Genomic DNA, 23,150 nt, shown 5'->3' with positions numbered 1-23,150 from the left:
CTGAACCTGGAGCTCTGACCGCCCACCCCTCGACGTCGCGAATGACTCATTCGCGGCGCCGGAGGTCCCGAATGAGTCATTCGCGACGTTCCGGCTGGCCCAGAACCTTCTCGTAACAGACCGATTCCGGGTCGGCCTCGTACGGCGGGAAGTTCGGCACCCGCCGGTAGCCCGCCCGCTCGTACAGCCGCATCGCCGCCGGCTGGCGCACGCCCGTCTCCAGCCTCAGCCGGACCCCGCCGCCGCTGCGCGCCACCCGCTCGGACTCCGCCACCAGCTCGTTCGACACCTCCGTGCCGCGCACGTCCGGGGCGACGAACATCCGTTTCAGCTCATACACTCCCGGCCCGACCGGCTCCACCGCGCAGCAGCCGATCGCGCGCTCGCCGTCCCGGGCCAGCAGGTAGCGGCTCGCCGGGTCCAGCGGCCGCGGGCGCGCGTCCGACGGCAGGTCGTAGGCCACGACCAGCTCGGCCGTCATCGCGGTCATCAGCGCCAGCAGGAACCCGTCGTCGGCCGGGCATTCGGCGACCGTGGACACCTCAGCCACCTCACGCCTTCTTCGCCCGGCTCGGCGCGACCCGGGGCGGCTCGTTCGGCATCTTCGGGTACACCGGCGGCCACGGCGCGTCCATCAGCCCGTTCGCCAGGTCCATTTCGGACATTTCCAGCAGCGGCGCGATCGACTGCGGCCGCTCCCCCGCGCCGGCCCACGGGTCGCCGCGTTCGGCGACCTGGGCCGGGACCGTGCTCAGCGTGAACGCGTCGGGCTCGACGCCGTCCAGCTCGTCCCACCCGATCGGCGTCGACACCTGGCCGCCCACCCGCGGCCGCACGCACCAGGTGCCGAACACGGTCTTGTGCGGCGCGTTCTGGTTGAAGTCGACGAACACGCGCGAGCCGCGTTCTTCCTTCCACCACTGCGCCGTGATCTTCTCCGGGTGCCGCCGTTCCAAGGCCCGGGCCAGCGCGACGGCGGCGGCCCGCACCTGGAAGCTGTCCCAGCGCGGCTCGAGCATCACGTAGAGGTGCAGCCCGCGCGAACCGGACGTCTTCAGATGGCCTTCGATGCCGTGCTCGGCCAGGAAGTCCCTGGTCAGCAGCGCGGCCTCGCGCAGGTCGTCGAACCCGATCCCGGGCGACGGGTCGAGGTCGACGCGCAGCTCGTCGGTCACCTCGGGCGTGTCCGCGAGGTACGGCCAGACGTGGAAGCCGAGACAGCCCAGGTTCACCGCCCACAGGATGTGCGCGAGGTCCTTCGCGACCAGCGCGTCGCTCGTCGTGCCGTTCGGCGTCGAGACAACGGTGGTGCTCAGCCACGGCGGCGCGCCCTTGGGCACGCGCTTCTGGAACCAGTTCTTGCCGCCGGCGCCGTCCGGGTAGCGCTCCAGCAGCAGCGGGCGCCCGCCGAGGCGGGCCAGCAGCGGCCCGGAGACCGCCCGGTAGTACTCGACGAGGTCGAGCTTCGTCTGCCCGTGCTCGGGGAAGTAGACCTTGCCCGGGCTGCTGATTTTGACCTCGACGCCGTCGACGTCGAGCAGCACCGCCTCGCTCATCTCGCCTCCCCGAACAGCTTCGCGAGCTCGGCGGGCGGCGCCTCGTCGAGCTGGGCGTACGTGCACGACTCCGGCGTGCGGTCGGGCCGGAACCGGACCAGCCGCCCGCCGTGGCGGAGCCGGCCGCCCTGCAGGTGCTCGTAGCGGACCTCCGCCACCCACTCGGTCCGCAGGGGCTCCCAGGTCAGCTCCTTTTGCGGCGCCCACCGGCTGTTCGCGCCCGGCCGGCGCCCCGGCTCGGGTTCGTATTCGGCCCACGACCGCCACGGGTGGTTTTCCAGGGCGTTCTCGCGCAGCGGCGCCAGCTCGTCGACCAGCTCGGCCCGCCGCGCCTTGGTGAAGCTGCTGGCCACGCCGACGTGGTGCAGCACGCCTTCGTCGTCGAACAACCCCAGCAGCAGCGAGCCGATGCCGACGCCGTCCTTGTGCCAGCGGAACCCGGTGACCACGCAGTCGGCCGTGCGCTCGTGCTTGACCTTCAGCATGACGCGCTTGTCCTGCTCGTACGGCAGGTCGGCGGGCTTGGCCATGACACCGTCGAAGCCCGCGCCCTCGAACCGGGTGAACCAGTCTTCGGCCTGGTCGGGATCTTCGCTCAGCGGGGTCAGGTGGACGCGCTGCAGGCCTTCGCCTTCGGTGGTCAGGACGCTCTCGAGCTGCTTGCGCCGCTCGCGGAACGGCACCCCGGTGAGGTCGGTGTCGCCGAGGGCGAGCAGGTCGAAGGCGATGAAGCTCGCCGGCGTCTCCTCGGCGAGCTTGCGCACCCGCGACGCGGCCGGGTGCAGCCGCAGCTGCAGCACCTCGAAGTCGAGGCCCGCCGGCGTGACGAGAACGATCTCGCCGTCCACGACGCAGCGGGGCGGCAGCGCGGCGGCCAGCAGCTCCACCAGCTCCGGGAAGTAGCGGGTCAGCGGGCGGTCGTTGCGGGAGCCGAGCTCGATCTCGTCGCCGTCGCGGAACACGACGCAACGAAAGCCGTCCCACTTGGGCTCGTAGAGCAGCCCCGGCGTGCGGGGCACCTCGTGCACGGCTTTCGCGAGCATCGGCCGCACGGGCGGCATCACGGGCAGGTCCACCGGGCGAGCTTAAATCACGGGTACGACATTTCCCGGCGTGATACACACGTCCTCGTGACCACCGAACGCCCCGAACCGCCGCTGGTCGGGGGCGAGCGCGAAATGCTGCGCACGTTCCTCGACTTCCACCGCGCCACCCTCGCCATGAAGTGCGACGGACTGTCCGACGAGGACCTCCGCCGGGCGTCGAGCCCGCCGTCGACGTTGTCGCTGCTCAGCCTGGTCCGGCACATGGCCGAGGTCGAGCGCACCTGGTTCCGGCGGGTGATCAACGCCGAAGAGATCCCGCTGCGGTGGTCACCCGAAGGGGACTTCCAGGCCGCCTACGACGCGAGCGGCTCGAGCCGCGAAGAGGCCTTCGCGGCGTGGCAGGAGGAGGTCGAACAATCGCGCAAGATCGAAGAAGCGGCCGAGTCCCTGGACGTCACCGGGCACCAGGCGCGCTGGGGCGAGGACGTCTCGCTGCGGCTGGTGATGCTGCACATGATCCACGAGTACGCCCGGCACAACGGCCACGCCGACTTCCTGCGCGAAGCCATCGACGGTGTGACGGGGGCCTGATGGACGTGCTCGCCTGGCTGCGCGACTCGGACCCGGCCCTGCGCTGGCAGGTGGAGCGCGACCTGGCGGGCGAGCCGCCCGAGGTCTGGGAGGCGACGCGGGCGCGGGTCGCGTCGGAAGGCTTCGGAGCCCGGTTGCTCGCGCTGCAGGACCCCGACGGCCAGTGGGCGGGCGGCGCGTTCTTCCCGGCGGGCTTCCAGGGCGGGGAGGCGCAGCCCTGGACGGCGACGACGTGGACGCTGAACTCGTTGCGCGAGTGGGGCTTGGCCGCGTCGGCGCTGGCCGGGACCGCCGCCTTGCTGGCCGAGAACAGCCGCTGGGAGTACGAAAACCTGCCCTACTGGGACGGCGAGGTCGACTGCTGCATCAACGCGTGGACGCTGGCCAACGGGGTGTGGCTCGGCGCGGACGTCGCCGGTCTGGCCGGGTGGTTCGCCGACCACCGCCTGCCGGACGGCGGCTGGAACTGCGAGTGGGTCGAAGGCTCGACGCGCTCGTCGGTCCACTCGACACTCAACGCGCTGAAGGGCCTGCTCGCGTTCGAGACCGCGACGGGCGGCACGGCCGCTTCCCGGGCGGCTCGCCTCGCCGGTGAGGAGTACCTGCTGGAACGCGGGCTGTTCCGGCGCCTGTCGACGGGCGAGCCGATCGAGCCGTGGATGGGCGAGTTCTCGTACCCGATCCGCTGGCACTACGACGTGCTCAACGCGGCTTCGTACTTCCGCGACGCGGACCGGCCGGACCCGCGCATGGCGGACGCGATCGAGCTGATCCGCTCGGCCCGGCAGCCGGACGGCACGTGGCTCCAGACCGAGCGGCACACCGGCCGGGTGTGGTTCGAGGTGGACGCCCCGCCGGGCGAGCCGTCGAAGTGGCTGACGCTGTTCGCCACCCGGGTCCTGAACTGGTGGGACGTCCGGCACCCGCACTGACCCACCGCCCTGCGGACGTCATGAACGACCCTTTCATGCCATCCGGCGACATGAACGGGTCTTTCAGGCCATCGCCGGCCGCCGGCCTCCGCCCCCGGCGTCGCGAATAACCCCATTCCCGGCGCCGGAGGTCGCGAATGAGTCATTCGCGACGCTAAAGCTCCGCCAGCACGAGCCCGCTGCGTGGCTTGGGCGTGAAGTACGTGGCCTTCCGCGGCATCCGCCGGCCGGCCGCGTGCACCGCGAGCACGTCCGCGTACCGCACCGGCGCGAGCAGGACCACCGCGTCCGCGTCGGCGGGTACCGGGCGCCCCGCGGGCAACGGCAGTACGCACGGCCCGTCCGGATCCACGCCGAGTGCCTCGGCGAACAGGACCCGCTCGACGATCTCGTGGTCGATCACCGGCGCCGGCTCCGGCAGCTCCGGGAGCGGGATCCGCAGCACCGCCGAGCCCGCGCGCACCACCACTTCACCCGTGACCGGCACCGCGTGCTCGTCGTACCGCACGTCCAGGCCGGCCGCGCACCACCGCGAAACCAGGTCCTCGGGGCCGAGCCCGGTGCCCGTCAGCACCCGGTTGATCGCGCCGATCCGCAGCTGCGGGCCCGCCGTGACCAGGGCCAGGAGCGCTGTGGCCGGCCGCCGAGGCCGCGGCCACCCGGTGGTTGCCGTCGGCGACCAGCAGCTCGGCGGCGGCGACCGCGGCCAGCAGCCGGTCCTGCAGCGGGCCCGCCGGCACCACCCAGAGCTCGTGCCGCCGCCCGGCCGCATCCGAAGTGGACAGATCGGGCAGGCCGAGCCCGGCGCAGGCCCGTTCGACCTGCTCGGTCAGCAGGTCGCCGCCGGACGCCGGGACGAGCATCGCCGCGCTCGTCGCGCAGCCCAGCCCGGCCAGCACCGCGGCGCGCTCGGCCACGACGTCGGCGTAGACGTCCTCGGTGTGCCGGACGCGCGCGGCGCCGTCGTCGGTCACCGCCGCCGGGTCGACCAGGCACAGCAGGCCCAGCGCCACGCCGTCCGGCCCGTCGATCCGGTAGGGCGCGACGATCTCCCGCACCGGCCGGTAGAACCGCTTGCGGAGCCGTTCGAGCACGGCCCGCGCGACCGGGACCGCGGCGGTCAGGTCGAGCCCGCGCGCCAGCGCCGCGGGTGTGCGGGCGGGGTGCTGCACGGCCAGCAGGCTGTCCGCGGCGCCGGGCACGGCCAGTGCCGCGACCACGCGATCGGGGTCGGCGAACTCGTCGACGTCGGGGCCGGGCACCGCGTCGCGGACCACCCACCCCTGCCCGATCGGCCGGATCCAGTCGCTCATCGGACCCATCTTCCGCGAAGAACACTGTGACGGAAATTCACTGGGGTACCGGGCCCCCGGATGGAATGCTTAGGATTGCAAAGTAGTTGACCCCGGTCATGACCGCCCCGAGGAGCAGCCCGCCGATGACGACCCCCGCCGCCACCAGCGTGAAGGGGGTCGGTTTCCGGTCGGAACGCGGCCCGGTGCTGATCGCGGTCATGCTGAGCACCGCCCTGGTCGCCCTGGACAGCACGATCATCGCGACCGCCGTCCCGTCGGTGGTGCGCGACCTCGGCGGGTTTTCGCAGTTCCCGTGGCTCTTCTCGGTCTACCTGCTCACCCAGGCGGTCACCGTCCCGCTCTACGGCAAGTTCGCCGACGTGCTCGGCCGCCGCCCGGTGATGTTCTTCGGGATCGCGGCGTTCCTCGTCGGCTCGGTGCTGTGCGGCGCCGCGTGGAGCATGCCGGTGCTGATCGCGGCGCGCGCGGTGCAGGGCATCGGCGCGGGCGCGATCCAGCCGATGTCGATGACGGTGATCGGCGACCTGTACACGGTGAAGGAACGCGCCCGCGTGCAGGGTTACGTCGCGAGCGTCTGGGGCATCGCGTCGGTGGTCGGCCCGACGATCGGCGGCGTGTTCGCGGAGTACCTGGACTGGCGGTGGATCTTCTTCATCAACCTGCCGCTGGGCGCGATCGCCGCGCTGATGCTGTTCCGCAACTTCGCCGAGCGGGTCGAGCGCAAGCCCCACAAGGTCGACTACACGGGCGCGGCGCTGCTCACGGTCGGCTGCTCGCTGGTGATCCTGGGCCTGCTCGAAGGCGGCGTCGCGTGGGCGTGGGGCTCGGTGCCGAGCGTGGCGATCTTCGTGGCGGGCGCGGTGCTGCTCGTGGTGTTCGTGCTGGTGGAGAAGCGCGCGGCCGAGCCGGTGCTGCCGCTGTGGGTGTTCACCCGCCGGATCCTCGTGGGCGGCAACCTGCTGGCCGTCGTGGTCGGCGCGGTCCTGATGGGGCTCACGTCGTACCTGCCGACGTACGCACAGGGCGTGCTCGGCGCGGGCGCGCTGGTCGCCGGGTTCGCGGTGGCCGCGCTGACGGTCGGCTGGCCGCTCTCGGCGTCCCTGGCGGGCAAGATCTACCTGCGCATCGGCTTCCGCGACACGGCCCTGATCGGCAGCGTGTTCATCATCGCGGGCGCCGTCCTGGTGGCCATGCTCGGCGCGTCGTCGTCGATCTGGTCGGCGGCGCTGGCGGCGTTCGTCCTGGGTCTGGGCCTGGGCCTGACGTCGAGCCCGACGCTGGTGGCGATCCAGTCGGTGGTCGGCTGGGACCGCCGTGGCGTGGTGACGGCGACGAACCTGTTCAGCAGGTCCCTGGGCAGCGCGGTCGGCGCGGCGGTCTTCGGCGCGATCGCCAACGCGACGCTGGCCTCGCGGTTCGCTTCGCCGCCGGCGGAGGTGGCGGGCAAGCTGCCGCCGTCGGTGGACGCGACGAGCCTGGTCCTGGGCGGGCATTCGGACTCACCGGTGGCGACGTTCGTGCGGGGCGCCTTGGCGGAGGCGACCCACTACGTGTTCGTCGGCCTGCTGATCGTCGCGGCGGTTTCCGTCGTGGCGCTGCTGCTCATGCCGCGGAAGGCCGAGCAGCTGGAGTTCTGAGCGCCCGTCAGTGGTTGGTGCCGTAGCAGGTGGCGTCGCGGCGGTCGCAGTTGATCCAGCCGTGGATGTCGTGCCAGTAGTCGTACATGTCGAAGTTGACGTGCTCGACCCCGCCCGCGCGATCGGCCGTCAAGCTGATCGTGCCGAACGGCCAAGTGAAGTCCGAGTCCGGGCAGTACTGGCCGCCTTGGGGCGGGTAGGACAGGTAGTCGGTGACGACGGTGGACCCCTGCCTGCCGGCGATTTCGAAGTGGACGCACTCGCCGGCTTTGACGTAGAGCCGGACGTTCGACAGTGTCACGGTCTTCAGGGACGACGACCAGCTCATCGCTCCGGTGAGCGACCCGACCGTGGCTCCCGTGCCCCCGCCGTGCACCACCGCGAGCGCGAACTTGGTCGGCGAGGCCTCGGCGGTGCCGACGGTCACCGCCGCCAGCATCGCCGAAATACCGAGGATCGTCGCGAGTCTTCGCATCGTGGTCCTTCCGTGGGCCCGGGTGTGGTCGCGGCGGAAACTCGCACCCCCGGCCCCCGGTTGAGGCCGGCCGGCACGGCTCACCCGATCGGCTCAGTTCTGCAGCGGCACCAGCTCGGCCTGGAACTTCTCCAGGAAGCCGTCGAAATCCCCGTGCCCCGGCCGGATCACGAACTTCGACAGCCCGGCCTCGATGTACTGCTCCACGAGCCGCCGGGCCTCGGCCCAGCTCGTCGCCACAAGGTCCGTCAACGGGACGTCAGGACTCCGGCGGGCCGCCAAAGCCGCCAGCTCGGGCGGAATCCCCTTGTCCGCCACGACCAGGCTCAGCCCGAAGTGGTCCTCCTCGATCTCCCGCCCCGCCTCGGCCGCGGCCGCCTGGATCGCGACAACGGCCTCGCGCGCCTGCGACGGCGTGTGGAAACTCCCCAGCCACCCATCGGCCAGCCGTCCCGTCCGGCGCAAGGCCGCCGGAGCCGACCCGCCCAGCCAGATGTCGAGGCGCTTGGCCGGACGCGGTCCCAGCGAAACATCGGAGACCTGGAAGAACTCGCCGGAGAACGACACCGAGTCCTCTTCGAGGAGCCGCCGCAGCAGGGTCAGCGACTCGTCGAACACCGCCGCGCGCCGGCCGGCCGGCACCGGGAACAGGTCGTGCTCCGCCGCGCGTGCCGGGCGCAGCCCGAACACCGGCAGCACCCGCTTCGGCGCCAGACCGGCCAGGGTCAGCAGCTGCTTCGCCACCAGCACCGGGTGCCGGCCCGGCAGGATCGCGACACCGGTGCCGACCTTGAGCTTCGACGTCCGGGCCAGCGCGTGCGCCATGCCGATCATCGGGTCGACCTCGGGCGAGTAGACCAGCTCGGACAGCCACAGCGAGTCGACGCCGGCTTCCTCCAGCCGCTGCGCCAGCCCGGCGAACTCCGCCGGCCCGGTCCCCGCCGCCGGTGCGACGCCCAGCCTGATCTTCAGCACACTGCCCCCTGCGAGTCGGCCCCCGTGAACCACAACGCGCCGGACGGCGTCGCATTCCTCAGGCGGTCGCGGCGATGACCCTGGACAGCACGCCGTGGAGGGCCTCCAGTTCGGAGACCTCCATCCCGAGCGTCTCGACCACCTTGTACGGGATCTTCTCGGCCTCGGCCCGCAACGCGCGCCCGGACTCCGTCAGCTCGACGATCAGCTGCCGCTCGTCGGACCGGCTCCGGTCGCGCGTGACGTAGCCGAGCGCCTCCAGCCGCTTGAGCAGCGGGGACAGCGTCGCCGGTTCGTGCCTCAACGACGCGCCCAGGTCCTTCACCGACCGCGGCGACCGTTCCCACAGCGCGAGCATCACCAGGTACTGCGGATGGGTCAGGCCGTACGGCTCCAGCAGCGGCCGGTAGATCGCGATCACGCTGCGCGAAGCCACCGACAGCGCGAAGCACACCTGCCGGTCCAGCTTCAGCGGGTCTTCACCCAGGTCGATCATTTCGCGATCCTAACGTGGTCTGGAAGACACTAATGATTAGTGCACTAACTATTAGTGTACTCTCGTAGTCATGGAACGACCTGGTGTACTCCGTTGGTTCGGTTACTCGGTCGGCGTGCGGCTGCCGGCCCGCTACTCGGACTGGGTCCTGCACGACGCGACGTCGAAGCACTGGCGGGCCCGGTACGTGCTCCAGCGGTCGGTCGGCATCGTGCCGCTCTGCCTGGTCTGGCTGCTGCTGCCCGGCTCGATCTGGCTGCGCCTCTCCCTGGTCCTCATGGCGGCGCTCGTCGCGTACTTCTATTCCTGCGCGTACATGGACGAGAGCGTCGAGCACCGGCTCGCCCGGCAGGGCTACCCGCACAACACCGGACGCCGCGTCCGCGCCGAGGCGGCCGAGGCGAAGAACGCCGAGGCGACCGCCCGCTACATCGCGCGCTACCGGACGCCTTCGGAGGGTTAGCTAGAGTCGGGGGACGATGAGACGCAAGCTCCGGCCCCCGATCCCGCCCCGCCACGGGCTCGACCCCGCCCGGCTCAGACTGCCCGACGGCGAGTGGCCGACCCTGCTGGCACACCTCGTCGACCGGCTGCCGCGGGTGACGCCGGACCGCATCGAGCAGATGCTGCGCGAGGAGCGCATCCACGGCACCGACGGCCCGCTCGGCGTCGACGAGCCGTACGCGCCGGGCTCGTTCATCTGGTTCCACCGCGACCTGCCGGACGAGGTGCCGGTGCCGTTCGACATCCGCGTCGTGCACCGCGACGAGCACCTGCTGGTCGTCGACAAGCCGCACTTCCTGGCGACCATCCCGCGCGGGCAGCACATCCTCGAAACCGCGCTCGTGCGGCTGCGCCGCGACCTCGACCTGCCGCAGCTCTCCCCCGCCCACCGGCTCGACCGCGTCACCGCCGGGCTGGTGATGTTCGTGATCACGCCGGAGCTGCGCGGGAAGTACCAGACACTCTTCCGCGACCGGAAGGTCCACAAGGAGTACGAGGCGATCGCGCCGCACGACCCGGCGCTGGCGCTGCCGCGGACCGTGCGCAGCCGGATCATCAAGGAACGCGGGGTGCTGGCCGCGCAGGAGGTGCCGGGCGAGCCGAACGCCGAGACGTACGTCGAGCTGGCCGGGCACCGCGACGGCCTGGGCCGGTACCGGCTGCTGCCCTCGACCGGGCGGACGCACCAGCTGCGCGTGCACCTGAGCGGCCTCGGCATCCCGATCCTCGGCGACGACTTCTACCCCGTACTGCGGGAAAAACCGCTCGGCGACTTCACGAAACCCCTGCAGCTGCTGTCCCGGGTCCTCGCCTTCGACGACCCGGTCACCGGGACGCACCGCCGGTTCACCAGCGGCCTGCGGCTGGCAGCCCGCGACGGCCTCGACGCGTGGGCGGCGCCCCCGGCCTGACACCCTCACGGTCAGACAGGGCCTGACCTGCACTTCAGGCCGGTCGGGGCCGACTGAGGTTGATCCGGGCCGAACGCGTGACGGCCTGTAGACGGCCGGGCCCCTGCCGCTCCTATGCGCATACGGCTCGATGACAGCCCTCCCCCTCTAAAGGCCGAGGTCGCCAGACCGACACGAATGCTCGACGCGATTGCCGTTGACAAGTGCGAACGCGCCTTCACCGGATGCCCGGTTCGCGACCCTCTACGCCCGGTGCACCCGGCACGGCATCCAGCCGTGGTGCCCTGGACAGGCAACCGGTCGATATCGCCAATCGCGACCACCGAGCACTGCTGCCGCCGCTGGCGACCCGGTCACAGCGCGGGGTCCCGCTCGCTCGCCTCCGGGTGCTACAGGCCACCCACCGCCCGGTAAACGACATGTGCGAATCGAGACTGATCTCGATCCGCAGATGTGGGGTTATGGTAAGTGTACGAGGGGGATCGAGCTGACCCATAACCCCATATTGTGGTTTGCCACGGACCAGCAGCTCGAGTGACCCACGGAAGCCCGACCGCGACGCGGGAGATTCCCATGTCTGCGTGTTCATGCCCTACAGCGTAAGTTCATCGACGAAAATCTGCCGACCTGGTTCGGTATCGACGCCAAAACCGGGGCTCTTTTTTTCAGGTCTTCCTAGGACAACAGTGAAGGACACAGCTTCCTTCTTCCGGATCGCCGGCATCGGCGTGTTCACCCAGCAAGAGTCCCTGAAGCTCGCGGGCTTCGCGCCAGCGCCGCCCGATGACGAACTGGCCGCACCCGAAGACTTCGGACGCACCAGGCTGAATTCGGTTCGCCAGCATGAACTCGGGAACCAACCTTCCTAGGCGCTGTCCTGTAAGTCATCGGAGTCAGAGCACAATGGCGGCGATGGTGAGTTCGGCCTGGTAGTAGGCGGCGCGTTTGGCATAGCGGGTGGCCAGGTCACGGAACTGCTTGAGCCGGCTGAAACAGCGTTCAACCACGTTGCGCTGTCTGTGGACCTCGACATCGAACGCGGGTGGTCGCCCGCCGCGGGAGCCCCTGGCTGCCCGGCGGGCGATCTGGTCATCCCGCTCAGGGCTGACGAAGATGATCCGCCGATCCCGCATCGCTTCCCGGGTCGAGGGATGCGAATACGCCTTGTCCGCGATCACCGTCTCCGGCCGACACCGCGGACGCCCCGCTCCTGGCCGGGCGACGCTGATGCCGTCCAGCAACGGAACCAGCTGCGGGTTGTCACCCGCTTGGCCCGGGGTGATCAGGAACCGCATCGGCAGACCCCGGCCGTCGACGGCCAGGTGGATCTTGGTGCTCAGCCCGCCGCGGGACCGCCCGAGTCCTTCCCCATCGACGGCGAGGACTTCGATGTCGTCGCTGCATCCCCCTTTTTCCGGGCTCCAGCAGCATGCTGATGTGCCCGGACCACGCTCGAGTCGACCGAGATGATCCATTCGAGGTCATCGACGGCGTCGTCTTCGACGACCACCCGGTCGAGGATCTTGTCCCAGGGGCCGTCCTTGATCCACAACCGCAGCCGTTCATGCGCGGTCTTCCAGGGCCCGTAACGTTCGGGCAGGTCCCGCCACGGGGCACCGGTGCGCAGCTTCCACAAGATCGCGTTGATCACCTGCCGGTGATTCCGCCACCGTCGGCCGCCGCCCTGCTGCGGCGGCAGCAACGGCACGATCACCGCCCACGCTTTATCCGTCAACTCACCACGACCAACCACGTCCGCAATCCAACCGGACCGCAGCTAGATCACTTACAGGTCACGCCCTAGACGATCACCGGCACCCGAGCCACGAGCGGTGCCGCCCACACTCGCTGCTGACTTCACCTCGGTGTTGAGCTAGGACCGCTCCGACGAGCCCGGACTTGGTGGGAAATTTGCAGTCAAGCGTCTTGACGCCCCCAACCGACACGGTTTACTGTCAGTTGCCTCGATGGAACCGGTTCCGCGGCCGCCACCTGGACCACTCCAGCATCTCGGGTTGGTTGATGCTCCACTGCCTCAAACGTCATACCCGTCAGTTCACTTACGGGCGTGACCAAGCTTCAGTGGTAGGTCTGCTACATCACCCGAATGCCGACGCGAGCGGTGCGCTCGTATCGGCATCGTGACGCGCGTAGCGCGCGGCACGATGGATCACGACTGACCAGGTGGGCTCGATGAGATCAAAGACGTTCTCCCGACCACGACGTGCCACAGCACCCCCAAGCGCAGCCGCGGGTGTATCCACCGCCCGCGTGTTGCCCCCGTGTCCGCAGGATCGAGTCGTTGCCGCACGACTTCAGTGCGGCAAAGGGCTCTACCGCGAACAATGGTGTGCCGGCGCCGGCCCGGACGCGGGTTTTGTAGTGCGTGTTCATTTGCGCATCTCCACATCGACGACCGCGCGCACCCCTCGGTTCCGCTTCACGGCTGACCGCGTTCGCCGACGCGATCGGCATCACCACGGAGCCTAGCCAGCCACGGGTGCGTGAAGCGCACGCGTTCAGCTGCTCGGCGGTGTCGGCGCGATCGTGCACTTCACTGGCAACCACGACGTATCCACGATTGCATTGATCCAGATCTTCGTCATACGTGACTGTTCGGTGCGTCCGATCTTCTGTTCTCATGTTCCGAAGAAGTTCCGGTTGAACCTGACCGGGAAAAACATTTCGCTTGAGCCTGACCTAATTCAGCTGACAAAATTTCGACAGCGAAAGTAGGGGTATTCAAATGCGAAGTATGTTGAATCGGGCTGGTTGCCGACCTCGGCAGTCCCGGCTTCGGACCCGGGTCGCCCTGACCGCGACTCTCGCTCTGGCGCTTGCCGGGAGTACGGCCTTCGTGGCCGGCGCGAGCGAAACCAACGGACCGGGGTCCGCTGCGGCCGGAGCTTCGGGCAACTCCATCGCGGCGGATGCCGGCTGGGTGGATGTAGACCAGGCCCGGTACCAACGCGAACTGGCCGATTACCAGGGCATCGTGCCGCCGCCGGTGCCAGCCGGGACGACGAGGGTCCCCGAGTTCCACACCGACTGCACGATTGCGAACGAAGCCAAGGACGACGCGATCATCTTCCCCGGCTTGTCCGGCGCCTCCCATATGCACACGTTCTTCGGGCCGAGGAACGACGCCTTCATGACTACGGAAACGCTTCTCGCCGCCGGATCGACGACGTGCAATTCCCTGGGTGACAACGCCGCTTACTGGGTACCGCAGCTGCAGCGGAACGGTGTGGCCGTTCCGTTCAAGAGCATGCGCATCTACTACGGTTCCCGACTCTCCGACCCGTCGTCCGTCCGGCCGTTCCCGCCCGGGCTGGTGATGGTGCAGGGTGACGCCAAGCTGCAGGTACCCACCCCGAAGGGGCAGGGAAACCAATTCTGGTGCGCGGGCAGCGCCGAGGTCGGGCGGAGCGCCGACGGGAACTGGCCGGTGTGTGCCCCTGGTGGGAACCTGATCTTTCAACTCCCGTTCAAGGACTGCTGGGACGGCAAGCACATCGACTCGCCCGACCACAAGTCGCACATGGGGGACCCGGTCGCCGGCAAGTGCCAGGGAGCTTACCCGGTCGCGGTACCGAACCTGTCGTACATGGTCAACTACGACATCCTGGGCGGCGACGGCCTCGCGCTGTCGTCCGGAATGGCGTCGTCGATGCACGGTGACTTCATGAACGGCTGGGACCACATCAAACTGGCCGCACTGGTCAAGACCTGCCTGAACCAGAACGCGAAGTGCGGGACCACGCCGAGCTTCACCGGTGGCTGAGAGCGAAGGCAGGTGGCCGCCGTGCCGTGTCGTCCCGATCGGCCGACACGGCGGCCTTCGTCCCGGACTTCAGGAAATGACGTGATCTCAACTGAAAACTGCGCCACGCTTGGCCTCTCGTGAGCGGGAGTGGTACGCCGGTGCCTTGCGGGAGGAGGTACTGGTGGGCATTCGACCAGATTTTCGCGGTCGTCGCCTCGGAGATGATGGCCTAGGCGCACTTCACGGTGCACCGGCCGAAAGCGTTGCTGCCGCTCCAGAACGGGGTGACGCTGCAGCGCGCTTCAGCTGATCCTTCCCGGCGATCGCGATCGCGGGAGCCGGCAAGTGGTCGATCGACGAGCTCAGGGCGAGGCGTTCCGCGCGGCGCGGCCTAACCTCGGATGGTGACGGCTCGACGTCCGGCCTGATCGCGCTGGCGTGGCACCCCGCCGGGTGCCGCTAGTGAACCAGCGCCGAGAGATGGTCTTGTTCTTGCAGGACTTGCGAAGCCAGGCTCACGGTCTGTGGTTCTTTGCCGGACGACTTCTCGCCGAGCGCCAAACGTCCTGTTTGGTCCAGGTGATCGCGCAGGCACTTTTTGAAGTAGTTGTCGAAATCCGCCTCGCGCAAAGCGCCGGCGTGCGTGATCTGGCTCGAGGTAACCATCCCCGGCATCTCCATCCCCTTGTGGGGGTTTTCCGCCGGGAGGCCGGCCTGATCGTGAAGCCGCCGCAGATCCAACAGCGCCGATTTCGTCGAAGCGTCGGCTTTTTTGCCGAGGTCGCGGACAGCCGCGGATCCAGTGTGGCCGTCGACAAGGTTCAGCATCGGAACAAGCTGCTCGTCCATGGCTATGTTGATCTCAATCCACGCGCGGTCCGTAGCAGTGAACAACGACACCGCAGTGGAGGCGGATGGACTTGTGGACGGATTGCTGGTGGCGCAGCCACCGACGCATATCATGCCTATGATGCCCAATCCAAGAAAAATGCGCATACACCGATTACAGGCTATGCCCGCCGGTGAAGTCAACATGCTGACCGCTCAGCCCGTGTAAGCCTCGGGGGCGGGTGCAATACGTTGATCAACCCGACCGAGCTCGCGTTGGACATGCTGCCGGACCGCGTCCGCCAACAGGCGCGCTACGTCGACGACGTCCCCGCGCCCAGCGTCATCGCGCTCGACTGCGTCGCAGCGGGCGAAGCCGTCGATCACTTCATGCTCGCCGTCACCAACCTCCACAGCACCAACGAAGAACACTCTCTCTCCTACGATTCCCGCGCAGCGGCCGGGACATAGCCCAGCAGGCACGACGCGACCCGAGCTGCCAGCCGTGCTCTCACCAAGGGATTCTGGGCCTGGGCGGCAAGGCGTAGCGGGCAGCTCGGTCTTAGTACTCGATCACCAGGCGTGCCGGAACACGGTTGGCCAAGACCTCTTCGAACGCGTCGTTGATGTCCTCCAGCTTGCGGGTACCAGACGCTCTTCCGCGACCGGAAGGTCCACAAGGAGTACGAGGCGATCGCGCCGTACGGCCCGGCGCTGACGCTGCTGCGGACCGTCCGCAGCTGCATCATCAAGGAACGCGGGGACCTGCTCCCCCACGGCGAGCTCTACCGCGAAGCGGTCGAACACGCGGTGCGCACCCAGGTGCCGGGCGCCGACTGGCTCCGGGTGGAGGTCTCCTTGACGTCGCTGGGCACGGACGTCGTGGCGGCCGGCGCGGCCATGCAGGTGCTCAACGCCCGCTACGGCCTCCCCGACCCGACCCGACCCGGCCACGCGAGCCCGCCGCGGCAAGCCGTAGACGCACGCCGCATCAGCTGCGATGAGGTACGACCCCGCTCTCCCCACCAGCCGGGACATGCGTCCTGCTCACCTCCTTGATCACGAGTCAGGTCCCGGACTTGTAGTCCGCGTCCATCGCGGCCAGCACCTTGTCCGGGGTCGACTGCTTGCTGAAGACCTCCTGGATGCCGGTCAGCATCGTCTGCTGGACCTTCGGGTTCGGCCACAGCTGATCCATGAACGGCACCGTCTTGTTCTGGTTGATGTACGTCGACAGCTCCGTCAGCGACGGGCGCTGCGTGTCACCTTCCCGAACGCAGCCCTGCGGTACGAGCCAGGGGTCGACTTGCACGAGGGTCTCTCGGAGCTACCCCTGTCCCGGATCGTGAACCCCGCGACGGGCGAACCGGGGCTGCGGGTGACCTTCTGCGACGCCGAGGGGGTCGAGCTTTTCTCCGAAGACCGCCTCTCGACGGCGTTGGTCTGGTTCGGCGGCGACGCACCGATCCTGGCGAGCCGCACCGTCGTGCTCGAAACCTCGTTCACGCCGGAGCACTCCGGCGAGATCCGGCTGGGGTTCGCCGGCGCGAACCCCGGACGGCTGTACGTCGACGGAGACCTCATCCTCGACGATGCTCCCGGCGCCCCGGGAGACTCCCGCGGCGCTTCCATCCTCGATCCCCCGTCACTGACCACCGGCGTGGTCGTCGAAGCCGGGCGTCCGATCGAGATCCGGGGCGAGTTCTCCCGGGAGGTGCGCACTGTGATCGACGGCGCGCTGAGCATCACGCTCGGCATCGAGCCGCAATGGACAGACCCCGAGCTGCTCCTCGCCCGCGCCGTCGAAGCGGCTCAGTGCGCTGAAATCGCGGTCGTCGTCGTCGGCACCAGTCCGCAAGTGGAGAGCGAAGGCCACGATCGGACGAGTCTCGATCTGCCCGGGCGTCAGAACGACCTCGTACGCGCCGTCGCCGCGACCGGCACTCCGACCGTCGTCATCGTCAACGCGGGTTCGCCCGTCGTCCTGCCTTGGGCGGACGAGGTCGCCGCGATTCTGCAGGGGTACTTCGGCGGTCAGGAGTTCGGTCATGCGATCGCCGACGTACTGGCCGGCGCGGCCGAGCCGGGTGGGCGCCTGCCCACGACGTGGCCCGCGTCGCTCTCCGATGTGCCGGTGACCGACGTTCATCCGATCGACGGTCGGCTCGTGTACCGCGAGGGCCTGCACATCGGTTACCGGGCTTGGTTGCGGGCCGCCGCCGAACCGGCGTGGCCGTTCGGACACGGCCTTGGGTACACCTCGTGGTCGTGGAGCCTGGCGCGGCGCCACGGCGACCGCCTGCAGGTCGTCGTGACCAACACCGGTGCCCGCGCGGGCAAGCAGGTCGTGCAGGTGTACGCCGAGCGGGGCCTCTCCGCCGTGGAGCGCCCGGTGCGCTGGCTCGTCGGCTTCGCGGTCGTCCGGGCCGAGGTAGGCGAGTCCGTCACCGCGACGATCGCGGTGCCACCCCGCAGGCTGGCGCACTGGGCGGACGAGTGGCTGGTGGAGCCCGGTACCTACACGCTCCGCGCCGGCACGTCCGTCGCCGAGCTTCCGCTGTCCGTGAACTGGGAGGTCGCCGGCTGACGGATCAGGGGTCCACGCGCCGGGTCAGGTCGACGCACCCAGGGGCGGCAGTCTCGAACATCTGCATGACCGCCGGGCCGCCTGAACGCGCAGGTCAGAGCGCCCGACCATCGTCGCGGAGCAAGGGCTCCGTTGTCAGATGGCGACGAAATGGCGATCGGTTCCCGACCGAGGCGACCACCCGGCGTCAGACGGCGGCGACACCGAACCAGCTGACCTTCACAACTTGGTGTCGTCATGTCTCCTTGCTGCTTCTCAGGCGGAGTTGGTCAGTGAGCTACGCGTCGCCGAAGTCGACCTGAGCGGGTACTTCCCTCTGGCAGCTACGACGGTGTCGTGGACGATCCATGCACACCGACCAGGCCCTGGGGCGGACATGACGACTCCTTCGAATACCTCGCCACCATCAGACGGAACACCCCGCCGTCCACGACCACCGGCACTCCAAGACGTCGCCTCGATCTGGTCGGCGGCGCAACATCATCCCTCGGGATCTCGGAGGAAAACGCTCAAGCACTGGCGGCTCACCGGGGATGGCCCGCCGTGGGCGCGGCTTGGCAAGCACGTCCGCTACGACCCGGTAAGCGTACGGGCCTGGCTGGCAAGCCTTGAAGCGGCCTGACAACCGCCGTACATGAACAGCCCTGGTTTCCCCGTTGAAGCGGCCGACCGGTTCGAGAGAAGACGGATCTGTTCGGCAAGGGCGACCGCTACTACGACTCCGGCGGAAAGGAGCAGTCCAAGTCTTTTCCTGACAAGGACCTGACCCGCGCGAAAGTGTTCCTCACAAAGATGCAGCACGACGTGCTCTCGAACGATTACGTCGACCCGAATGCTGGTGAGCTACCGTTCCGCGCCCACACCCGCGAGTGGCGCAAAGGCCAGTCGACAGACGCATCGACTCGTCAGACTGTAACCAGCCATCTCGGCAACGGCATCTTTCCGTTTCTCGGCGATAAGTCGCTGCGAGCCGTCGGGAAGACGGAAACAATCCGTGACTGGCTCGACTGGATGGAGCGTCCGAAGAGTGAGGGTGGACGCCGGTTGGCCGCATCCTATCGAGCTGTCCTGTTCGACATGGTCTCGGCGATCCTCGAAGCCGCGCGGGTCGACCAGAAGATCCGCAGCAACCCGTGCAAGGCGAAGAGCATCAAACGCCCCAAGCCCGAACAGCGGAAGATCGTTCCTTGGAAAGCGTCCCAAATACACCGGCTGAAGCTCGCCCTGCCCGCTTCACAACAGGTGGTCGTGCCACTCGGGGCCGGTCTGGGACTGCGGCAGATGGAGATCTTCGGGTTCAGCCCGGAAGACGTCGATCGTGAGGAGATGGTGGCAAACATCCAGCGCCAGATCCGCTGGATCGGCAACACGCCCGCGTTCGCTCCACCGAAGGGCGGGAAGACCCGGTTGGTGCCAATCGGCGCCGGGGTGCTGGAGGAGATCGACGCCCACTTGGACAACTTCGAGCCCATCACAGTGCCCCTGCCTTGGCTTGAACCCGCGGGGCGTCCGGAAACCGCGCGGCTGCTCATCCGGAGGCCCCAGGGTCTTCAGTGCCACGGCGCTCGCGCTGTCAGCGATGCGATCAGCGGTCCGGATTTCAACAACCTCATCTGGCGGCCTTCTTACCGTACGGCAGAACTTGACTACGTTATGCGACGGGAAGGGATGCACGGCATGAGGCACTTCTACGCCTCGATCGCACTGGCATCCGGGGTGTCGGTCAAGGAACTGGCCGAGTACCTCGGTCACCGCGACCCGGGCTACACGCTCCGGATCTACACCCACGTGGTCCCGTCGAGCCATCGTCGAGCGCGGGAGGCAGCCGACGGGATCTTCAAGCCGCGCCACACCGGGGCGGCACGGCTTGAAGATCCCGAGACGGCCTAGCGACGGCCTGACGCGATCAAAAACTACAAAACAGCAGGTCAGACCCTATCTCTCCTACTTGTGCCAGAACTTCACCCCGCTCCACTGCACGGTGATCGGCCCCGCGCCGCTGGACGTGCGGTAGCTGCCGAACTTGTCGTAGTAACTGCCGCCCGGGCTCGAGATCGTCTGCTTCAGCGAACCGTTGAGGTACACCTTGTGCGAGCTGCCGACCTGGTTGATCGTGTTGACCCGCACCGACGTGCCGACGGTCGCGCCGCTGCCCAGCGTCGCCCCGCCTTCCACCGCGTACATCCGGCCGCCCTTCTCGACGGCCAGCATGAAGTACGGCCCCGCGTTCGAGCCGTCCCGGAACGTCTGCTTGAGACTGATCCGGGAGCCGGTCATGCTGGTGACCTTGAAGGAACCCTCGAACTGGTGGGTTCCGCCGGAATACGTGGTGTAGCGGCGTTCCGCGCGCTGGTCACCGCTGGCCGTCGAGCACGTCAGCTTGAAGGTGAGCCCGGAGACGTCGCCGCACCCCCGCTCCTGCTCCGAATAGCCCGGTGAGTCCGAAACCCACGGGCCGGTCCCGACCTGGGCGTCCGCCGTCGGGGCGAGCACCGCCAGCCCTGCCGCGACCGTCACGAGCACGCCCGCACCGCGAAGTCTGCGCACCGTCGACCTCCTGTATCACTCGAGGCGGCGGTGGCGGGACACAGGTTCAGACCTTTGTCCGGCGTGGGTGTGACTGTACGAGTCCGGGTCGCCACGGACAAGACCCACTTCTTCCCGGCCGAGTACGTCGGAAGATTTCGCGCGTGTGCTGTCGAATCCGGCGGCGGCCGTTCGACACACTGGTGGAAGCACGCAAGATCGACCTAGGAGCACCCCATGCGCACCCTGATCTCCACCTCGTTCGTCTCCCTCGACGGCGTCGTCGAAGGCCCCGGCGGAGAGCCGGGCTACCGCAACTCGGGCTGGACCTTCAAGGACATCGAGTTCGACCCCGCCGCCTACGCGATGAAGGGCACCGAACAGGAAGAGGCGACGGCGCTGCTGCTGGGCCGGGTCAGCTACGAGGCGTTCGCGCCGGTGTGGCCGGGCATGACGGTCGAGTTCGCGGCCTACAACGCGATGCCGAAGTACGTCGTGTCGACCACGCTCCAGGAGTCCGACCTGGTGACGAACTGGGGCGAGACGACCATCCTCCGCTCCCTGGACGACGTCGCCGCGCTCAAGGAGACCGAGGGCGGGCCGATCATCATCAACGGCAGCGCCGCGCTGAACCGCGCGCTGGCCGACGCCGGCCTGGTCGACCGCTACCACCTGCTGGTGTTCCCGGTCCTGCTCGGCGCGGGCAAGCGGCTGTTCGGCGAGACCGACAAGGACAAGCAGAGCCTGAAGCTCGTCGAGAGCGAGTCCTACGGGAACGGGATCCAGAAGCTCGTCTACGACGTCATTCACTAGAACAGGTGTTCGACTCTGGTGTAGGCTGGAGGCCATGAACCCGGGTCTCCAGTCTTCACTGTTCGCCACCCAGGGCTCGATCTCGCCGCGCCCGCTCGCGCCCGAGCGGACCGACCTCGGTTCGGGCGCATGGGTCGACATCCAGCCCGGCTGGCTCGAGGGCGCCGACGAGCTGTTCGCGGCACTCGTCGACGGTGTGCCGTGGCAAGCGGAGAAGCGGAAGATGTACGACCGCGTCGTCGCCGTGCCGCGGTTGCTGAGCTACTACCGCGAGAACGTGCCGCTCCCCCACCCCGTGCTGGACGCGGCGCGGGACGCGCTGAGCAAGCATTACCTGGGAGAGCTGCGCGAGCCGTTCCGCACGGCGGGCCTGTGCTACTACCGCGACGGCCGCGACAGCGTGGCCTGGCACGGCGACCGGATCGGGCGAGGAGCCCGCGAAGACACGATGGTCGCGATCCTCTCGGTCGGCGCGGCGCGCACCCTGGCCTTGCGCCCCCGCGGCGGCGGCAAGACACTGGCGCGCCCCGTGGGTCACGGCGATCTGCTGGTGATGGGCGGAAGCTGCCAGCGCACCTGGGAGCACGCGATCCCGAAGACGGCCAAGCCGGTCGGGCCGCGGATCAGCATCCAGTTCCGGCCCCGCGGGGTGAACTGAGCCCGGACTTCGCGTGCTCAGGACCGGAACTCGCGTGATTGCAAGCGGAACTCACCGGTCCGGTGAGTTCCGGCCTCGATCACGCGAGTTCCGGCCTTGATCACGCCAGTTCCGCTTTCGAGCACGCGAGTTCCGGTTCGACCTCCCGAGCGCACCGTCGGGATCGCGTGCGACCGCGACCGCGGCGAGCCATCCCGCACTGAGGCTCAGTCCACTAGCACCGGCAGCTCGTCCAGACCGTACACAATGGACACGTTGCGGAACGAAAGCTCCTCCGCCGGCACCGCGAGCCGCAGGTTCGGGAACCGGCGGACCAGCGCCGGGTATGCCGTGCGCAGCTCCATCCGGGCCAGCTCCGCGCCGATGCAGCGGTGGATGCCGTAGCTGAACGCCAGGTGCGACGTCGGCTCGCGGGTGGCGTCGAACGTCTCCATGTCCGGGCCCAGCTTCGGGTCGCGGTCCGCGGCCGACAGCGACACCAGCACGATGTCGCCCTCGGTGATGTGGACGCCGCCGATCTCCATGTCCTGCTTGGCGAACCGCGGGAACGCCATCTGCACCACGGTCAGGTAACGCAGCAGCTCCTCGACGAACCGGTGCACGGACTCGTCGTCGCCGCGGACGGCGTCGAACGCCTTCTCGTCGCGCAGCAGCACCAAAGCGCCGAGGGCGAGCATGCTGGCCGTGGTCTCCAGGCCGCCGGTGAGCACGCCGTCGGCGAGGCCGGCCAGCTCGCGGTCGGAGATCTCGTCGCCGTGTTCCTTGATCAGCATGCCGAGCAGGCCGTCGCCGGGCTCTTCCCGCTGCTTCTTGACGATGTCGAGCAGGTAGGTCAGCGACTCCGACATCGCGCCGAGCGAGGCGCTCGCGCCGCCGAAGAGGTCGAAGCGCGCGGTGCCCAGCCGCTGGAAGTCCTCGCGGTCCTCGTAGGACACGCCGAGCAGCTCACAGATGGTGAGCGACGGGATCGGCAGCGCGAACGCCTGCCACAGGTCGACCGGGCCCTCGGTCTTGGCCATCGCGTCGAGCTGTTCGGCGACGATCTCGTCGATGCGCGGGGTCAGGCGGTTGAGCCGGCGCATCGTGAACTCCGGCGTGAGCAGCTTGCGCAGCCGGGTGTGCACGGGCGGGTCCGCGAAGCCGAGGCCGCCCGGGTTCTGGTCCTCGGTCACCCCGGCGCTGCCCACCAGGTTGGTGAAGTCGGTGGAGAACTCCGTCACCTTGCCGAGCACGGCCTTCGCCTCGTCGTAACCGGTGACCAGCCAGGCGTTCATCCCGAACGGCAGGTCGAGCTTGCTGATCGGCGCCTCGGCCCGGATCGCGCCGATCTCGGCGACCGGGTCGAGGCTGTCGCGCCTCAGCGGCATCAATGCCGATTCGGGCAGAAAGGACGACATCTTCTCGAGGTCGAAGCCCTTTTTCGACTGACGCGCGAGATACCGTCGCCCGACCCAGCCCAGGACCCGTGAGCGGAGACTCCCCATGTACCCGACAGTACCGCACTAGCCCGATCGGGTGAGGCGCCGCGAGACG

At 68.8% G+C, this 23,150-nt stretch carries 23 protein-coding genes and 2 pseudogenes; 13 read left to right on the top strand and 12 right to left on the bottom strand.

Annotated features, from left to right (window positions below; all coding sequences use genetic code 11):
- Nucleotides 1-76: 76 nt before the first annotated feature.
- From AB0C38_RS29035 to AB0C38_RS29025, 3 genes are read right to left on the bottom strand one after another with little or no spacing between them, the layout of a single operon-like run.
- A complete protein-coding gene (locus AB0C38_RS29035) occupies nucleotides 77-550 on the bottom strand; it encodes a GNAT family N-acetyltransferase (RefSeq protein ID WP_360679119.1) in 474 nt (157 codons plus the stop codon).
- A 1-nt stretch (nucleotide 551) separates the two neighbouring features.
- On the bottom strand, nucleotides 552-1,556 hold the full coding sequence (ligD, locus tag AB0C38_RS29030; RefSeq protein WP_360679117.1) for a non-homologous end-joining DNA ligase: 1,005 nt from the start codon (nucleotides 1,554-1,556) through the stop codon (nucleotides 552-554).
- Nucleotides 1,553-2,632, bottom strand: coding sequence for an ATP-dependent DNA ligase (locus tag AB0C38_RS29025; protein ID WP_360679115.1), 1,080 nt, complete (start codon nucleotides 2,630-2,632; stop codon nucleotides 1,553-1,555). The genes ligD and AB0C38_RS29025 overlap by 4 nt, the downstream gene beginning before the upstream one ends.
- A gap of 54 nt (nucleotides 2,633-2,686) precedes the next feature.
- On the opposite strand from AB0C38_RS29025, the gene AB0C38_RS29020 reads away from it, so the two are divergent.
- Both AB0C38_RS29020 and AB0C38_RS29015 read left to right on the top strand, forming a co-directional pair.
- Complete coding sequence (locus AB0C38_RS29020; RefSeq protein ID WP_360679112.1) at nucleotides 2,687-3,193, top strand: DinB family protein; 507 nt, start codon at nucleotides 2,687-2,689, stop codon at nucleotides 3,191-3,193.
- On the top strand, nucleotides 3,193-4,125 hold the full coding sequence (locus AB0C38_RS29015; protein ID WP_360679110.1) for a squalene cyclase: 933 nt from the start codon (nucleotides 3,193-3,195) through the stop codon (nucleotides 4,123-4,125). The genes AB0C38_RS29020 and AB0C38_RS29015 overlap by 1 nt, the downstream gene beginning before the upstream one ends.
- A 154-nt stretch (nucleotides 4,126-4,279) precedes the next feature.
- Here AB0C38_RS29015 and AB0C38_RS29010 read toward each other — a convergent pair.
- Nucleotides 4,280-5,438, bottom strand: a pseudogene (locus AB0C38_RS29010) (DUF1015 family protein).
- Nucleotides 5,439-5,563: 125 nt separating this feature from the next.
- On the opposite strand from AB0C38_RS29010, the gene AB0C38_RS29005 reads away from it, so the two are divergent.
- The gene (locus AB0C38_RS29005) at nucleotides 5,564-7,078 is read left to right on the top strand and encodes an MDR family MFS transporter (protein ID WP_360679108.1); all 1,515 of its coding nucleotides are present in this window, start codon (nucleotides 5,564-5,566) and stop codon (nucleotides 7,076-7,078) included.
- Between the two features lie 7 nt (nucleotides 7,079-7,085).
- Here the strand turns inward: AB0C38_RS29005 and AB0C38_RS29000 are convergent, their stop codons facing one another.
- From AB0C38_RS29000 to AB0C38_RS28990, 3 genes are all read right to left on the bottom strand, one after another.
- Entirely contained in the window at nucleotides 7,086-7,553 is a 468-nt protein-coding gene (locus AB0C38_RS29000; RefSeq protein WP_360679105.1) for a hypothetical protein, read from the bottom strand.
- Between the two features lie 93 nt (nucleotides 7,554-7,646).
- The gene (locus tag AB0C38_RS28995; protein WP_360679102.1) at nucleotides 7,647-8,528 is read right to left on the bottom strand and encodes a TIGR03854 family LLM class F420-dependent oxidoreductase; all 882 of its coding nucleotides are present in this window, start codon (nucleotides 8,526-8,528) and stop codon (nucleotides 7,647-7,649) included.
- Between the two features lie 58 nt (nucleotides 8,529-8,586).
- Complete coding sequence (locus tag AB0C38_RS28990; RefSeq protein ID WP_360679100.1) at nucleotides 8,587-9,024, bottom strand: MarR family transcriptional regulator; 438 nt, start codon at nucleotides 9,022-9,024, stop codon at nucleotides 8,587-8,589.
- Between the two features lie 70 nt (nucleotides 9,025-9,094).
- On the opposite strand from AB0C38_RS28990, the gene AB0C38_RS28985 reads away from it, so the two are divergent.
- The 3 genes from AB0C38_RS28985 (at nucleotide 9,095) to AB0C38_RS28975 (ending at nucleotide 11,308) form a co-directional block, all read left to right on the top strand.
- Complete coding sequence (locus AB0C38_RS28985) at nucleotides 9,095-9,487, top strand: DUF5313 domain-containing protein (protein WP_360679097.1); 393 nt, start codon at nucleotides 9,095-9,097, stop codon at nucleotides 9,485-9,487.
- A 16-nt stretch (nucleotides 9,488-9,503) separates the two neighbouring features.
- Nucleotides 9,504-10,439, top strand: a complete 936-nt coding sequence (locus AB0C38_RS28980; RefSeq protein WP_360679095.1) for an RluA family pseudouridine synthase — start codon at nucleotides 9,504-9,506, stop codon at nucleotides 10,437-10,439.
- A 686-nt stretch (nucleotides 10,440-11,125) separates the two neighbouring features.
- Complete coding sequence (locus AB0C38_RS28975; protein ID WP_360679093.1) at nucleotides 11,126-11,308, top strand: hypothetical protein; 183 nt, start codon at nucleotides 11,126-11,128, stop codon at nucleotides 11,306-11,308.
- A 24-nt stretch (nucleotides 11,309-11,332) separates the two neighbouring features.
- Here AB0C38_RS28975 and AB0C38_RS28970 read toward each other — a convergent pair.
- Nucleotides 11,333-12,192 (bottom strand): IS5 family transposase gene (locus tag AB0C38_RS28970; RefSeq protein WP_360679090.1). Its coding sequence is split into 2 segments (ribosomal slippage): nucleotides 11,333-11,850 and nucleotides 11,850-12,192, totalling 861 coding nucleotides; the frame shifts between segments, so codons are not numbered across the junction.
- A 1,104-nt stretch (nucleotides 12,193-13,296) separates the two neighbouring features.
- On the opposite strand from AB0C38_RS28970, the gene AB0C38_RS28965 reads away from it, so the two are divergent.
- On the top strand, nucleotides 13,297-14,223 hold the full coding sequence (locus tag AB0C38_RS28965) for a DUF1996 domain-containing protein (protein WP_360679087.1): 927 nt from the start codon (nucleotides 13,297-13,299) through the stop codon (nucleotides 14,221-14,223).
- 441 nt (nucleotides 14,224-14,664) lie between these two features.
- On the opposite strand, the gene AB0C38_RS28960 is transcribed toward AB0C38_RS28965, so the two are convergent.
- On the bottom strand, nucleotides 14,665-15,201 hold the full coding sequence (locus AB0C38_RS28960; RefSeq protein WP_360679084.1) for a DUF305 domain-containing protein: 537 nt from the start codon (nucleotides 15,199-15,201) through the stop codon (nucleotides 14,665-14,667).
- Nucleotides 15,202-15,285: 84 nt separating this feature from the next.
- On the opposite strand from AB0C38_RS28960, the gene AB0C38_RS28955 reads away from it, so the two are divergent.
- Both AB0C38_RS28955 and AB0C38_RS28950 read left to right on the top strand, forming a co-directional pair.
- Nucleotides 15,286-15,504, top strand: coding sequence for a hypothetical protein (locus AB0C38_RS28955; protein ID WP_360679081.1), 219 nt, complete (start codon nucleotides 15,286-15,288; stop codon nucleotides 15,502-15,504).
- Between the two features lie 159 nt (nucleotides 15,505-15,663).
- Nucleotides 15,664-15,801: pseudogene (locus AB0C38_RS28950) on the top strand (pseudouridylate synthase); the annotation flags it as partial.
- A 298-nt stretch (nucleotides 15,802-16,099) separates the two neighbouring features.
- Here the strand turns inward: AB0C38_RS28950 and AB0C38_RS28945 are convergent.
- Nucleotides 16,100-16,345, bottom strand: coding sequence for a hypothetical protein (locus AB0C38_RS28945; RefSeq protein ID WP_360679078.1), 246 nt, complete (start codon nucleotides 16,343-16,345; stop codon nucleotides 16,100-16,102).
- On the opposite strand from AB0C38_RS28945, the gene AB0C38_RS28940 reads away from it, so the two are divergent.
- Nucleotides 16,340-17,620 carry a glycoside hydrolase family 3 C-terminal domain-containing protein gene (locus AB0C38_RS28940; protein ID WP_360679075.1) on the top strand — a complete coding sequence of 427 codons (1,281 nt, stop codon included), beginning with the start codon at nucleotides 16,340-16,342 and terminating at the stop codon, nucleotides 17,618-17,620. The genes AB0C38_RS28945 and AB0C38_RS28940 overlap by 6 nt on opposite strands.
- 792 nt (nucleotides 17,621-18,412) lie before the next feature.
- Nucleotides 18,413-19,510 carry a tyrosine-type recombinase/integrase gene (locus AB0C38_RS28935; protein WP_360679071.1) on the top strand — a complete coding sequence of 366 codons (1,098 nt, stop codon included), beginning with the start codon at nucleotides 18,413-18,415 and terminating at the stop codon, nucleotides 19,508-19,510.
- Nucleotides 19,511-19,564: 54 nt separating this feature from the next.
- Here the strand turns inward: AB0C38_RS28935 and AB0C38_RS28930 are convergent, their stop codons facing one another.
- The gene (locus AB0C38_RS28930; RefSeq protein WP_360679126.1) at nucleotides 19,565-20,143 is read right to left on the bottom strand and encodes a hypothetical protein; all 579 of its coding nucleotides are present in this window, start codon (nucleotides 20,141-20,143) and stop codon (nucleotides 19,565-19,567) included.
- Between the two features lie 240 nt (nucleotides 20,144-20,383).
- On the opposite strand from AB0C38_RS28930, the gene AB0C38_RS28925 reads away from it, so the two are divergent.
- Both AB0C38_RS28925 and AB0C38_RS28920 read left to right on the top strand, forming a co-directional pair.
- Entirely contained in the window at nucleotides 20,384-20,959 is a 576-nt protein-coding gene (locus AB0C38_RS28925) for a dihydrofolate reductase family protein (RefSeq protein ID WP_360679068.1), read from the top strand.
- Between the two features lie 34 nt (nucleotides 20,960-20,993).
- Entirely contained in the window at nucleotides 20,994-21,617 is a 624-nt protein-coding gene (locus AB0C38_RS28920; RefSeq protein ID WP_360679065.1) for an alpha-ketoglutarate-dependent dioxygenase AlkB, read from the top strand.
- 206 nt (nucleotides 21,618-21,823) lie between these two features.
- Here AB0C38_RS28920 and AB0C38_RS28915 read toward each other — a convergent pair whose 3' ends face one another.
- Nucleotides 21,824-23,101 (bottom strand): cytochrome P450, encoded by a 1,278-nt coding sequence (locus AB0C38_RS28915; RefSeq protein ID WP_360679062.1) that lies wholly within the window; start codon nucleotides 23,099-23,101, stop codon nucleotides 21,824-21,826.
- Between the last annotated feature and the right edge of the window lie 49 nt (nucleotides 23,102-23,150).

The sequence above is a fragment of the Amycolatopsis sp. NPDC048633 genome, from assembly GCF_040650695.1.
GTDB lineage: Bacteria > Actinomycetota > Actinomycetes > Mycobacteriales > Pseudonocardiaceae > Amycolatopsis.
Note: the sequence above shows the minus strand (reverse complement) of the source record. Positions and strands in the feature narration are given on the sequence as shown.

Excerpts from the sequence above, each read along its gene's own strand:
- AB0C38_RS28980 (WP_360679095.1), top strand. The coding sequence starts at position 9,504 with ATGAGACGCAAGCTCCGGCCCCCGATCCCGCCCCGCCACGGGCTCGAC.
- AB0C38_RS28915 (WP_360679062.1), bottom strand. The coding sequence starts at position 23,101 with ATGGGGAGTCTCCGCTCACGGGTCCTGGGCTGGGTCGGGCGACGGTAT.
- AB0C38_RS29000 (WP_360679105.1), bottom strand. The coding sequence starts at position 7,553 with ATGCGAAGACTCGCGACGATCCTCGGTATTTCGGCGATGCTGGCGGCG.
- ligD (WP_360679117.1), bottom strand. The coding sequence starts at position 1,556 with ATGAGCGAGGCGGTGCTGCTCGACGTCGACGGCGTCGAGGTCAAAATC.
- AB0C38_RS28925 (WP_360679068.1), top strand. The coding sequence starts at position 20,384 with ATGCGCACCCTGATCTCCACCTCGTTCGTCTCCCTCGACGGCGTCGTC.
- AB0C38_RS29015 (WP_360679110.1), top strand. The coding sequence starts at position 3,193 with ATGGACGTGCTCGCCTGGCTGCGCGACTCGGACCCGGCCCTGCGCTGG.
- AB0C38_RS29005 (WP_360679108.1), top strand. The coding sequence starts at position 5,564 with ATGACGACCCCCGCCGCCACCAGCGTGAAGGGGGTCGGTTTCCGGTCG.
- AB0C38_RS28920 (WP_360679065.1), top strand. The coding sequence starts at position 20,994 with ATGAACCCGGGTCTCCAGTCTTCACTGTTCGCCACCCAGGGCTCGATC.
- AB0C38_RS28985 (WP_360679097.1), top strand. The coding sequence starts at position 9,095 with ATGGAACGACCTGGTGTACTCCGTTGGTTCGGTTACTCGGTCGGCGTG.
- AB0C38_RS28935 (WP_360679071.1), top strand. The coding sequence starts at position 18,413 with ATGCAGCACGACGTGCTCTCGAACGATTACGTCGACCCGAATGCTGGT.
- AB0C38_RS28990 (WP_360679100.1), bottom strand. The coding sequence starts at position 9,024 with ATGATCGACCTGGGTGAAGACCCGCTGAAGCTGGACCGGCAGGTGTGC.
- AB0C38_RS28960 (WP_360679084.1), bottom strand. The coding sequence starts at position 15,201 with ATGCGCATTTTTCTTGGATTGGGCATCATAGGCATGATATGCGTCGGT.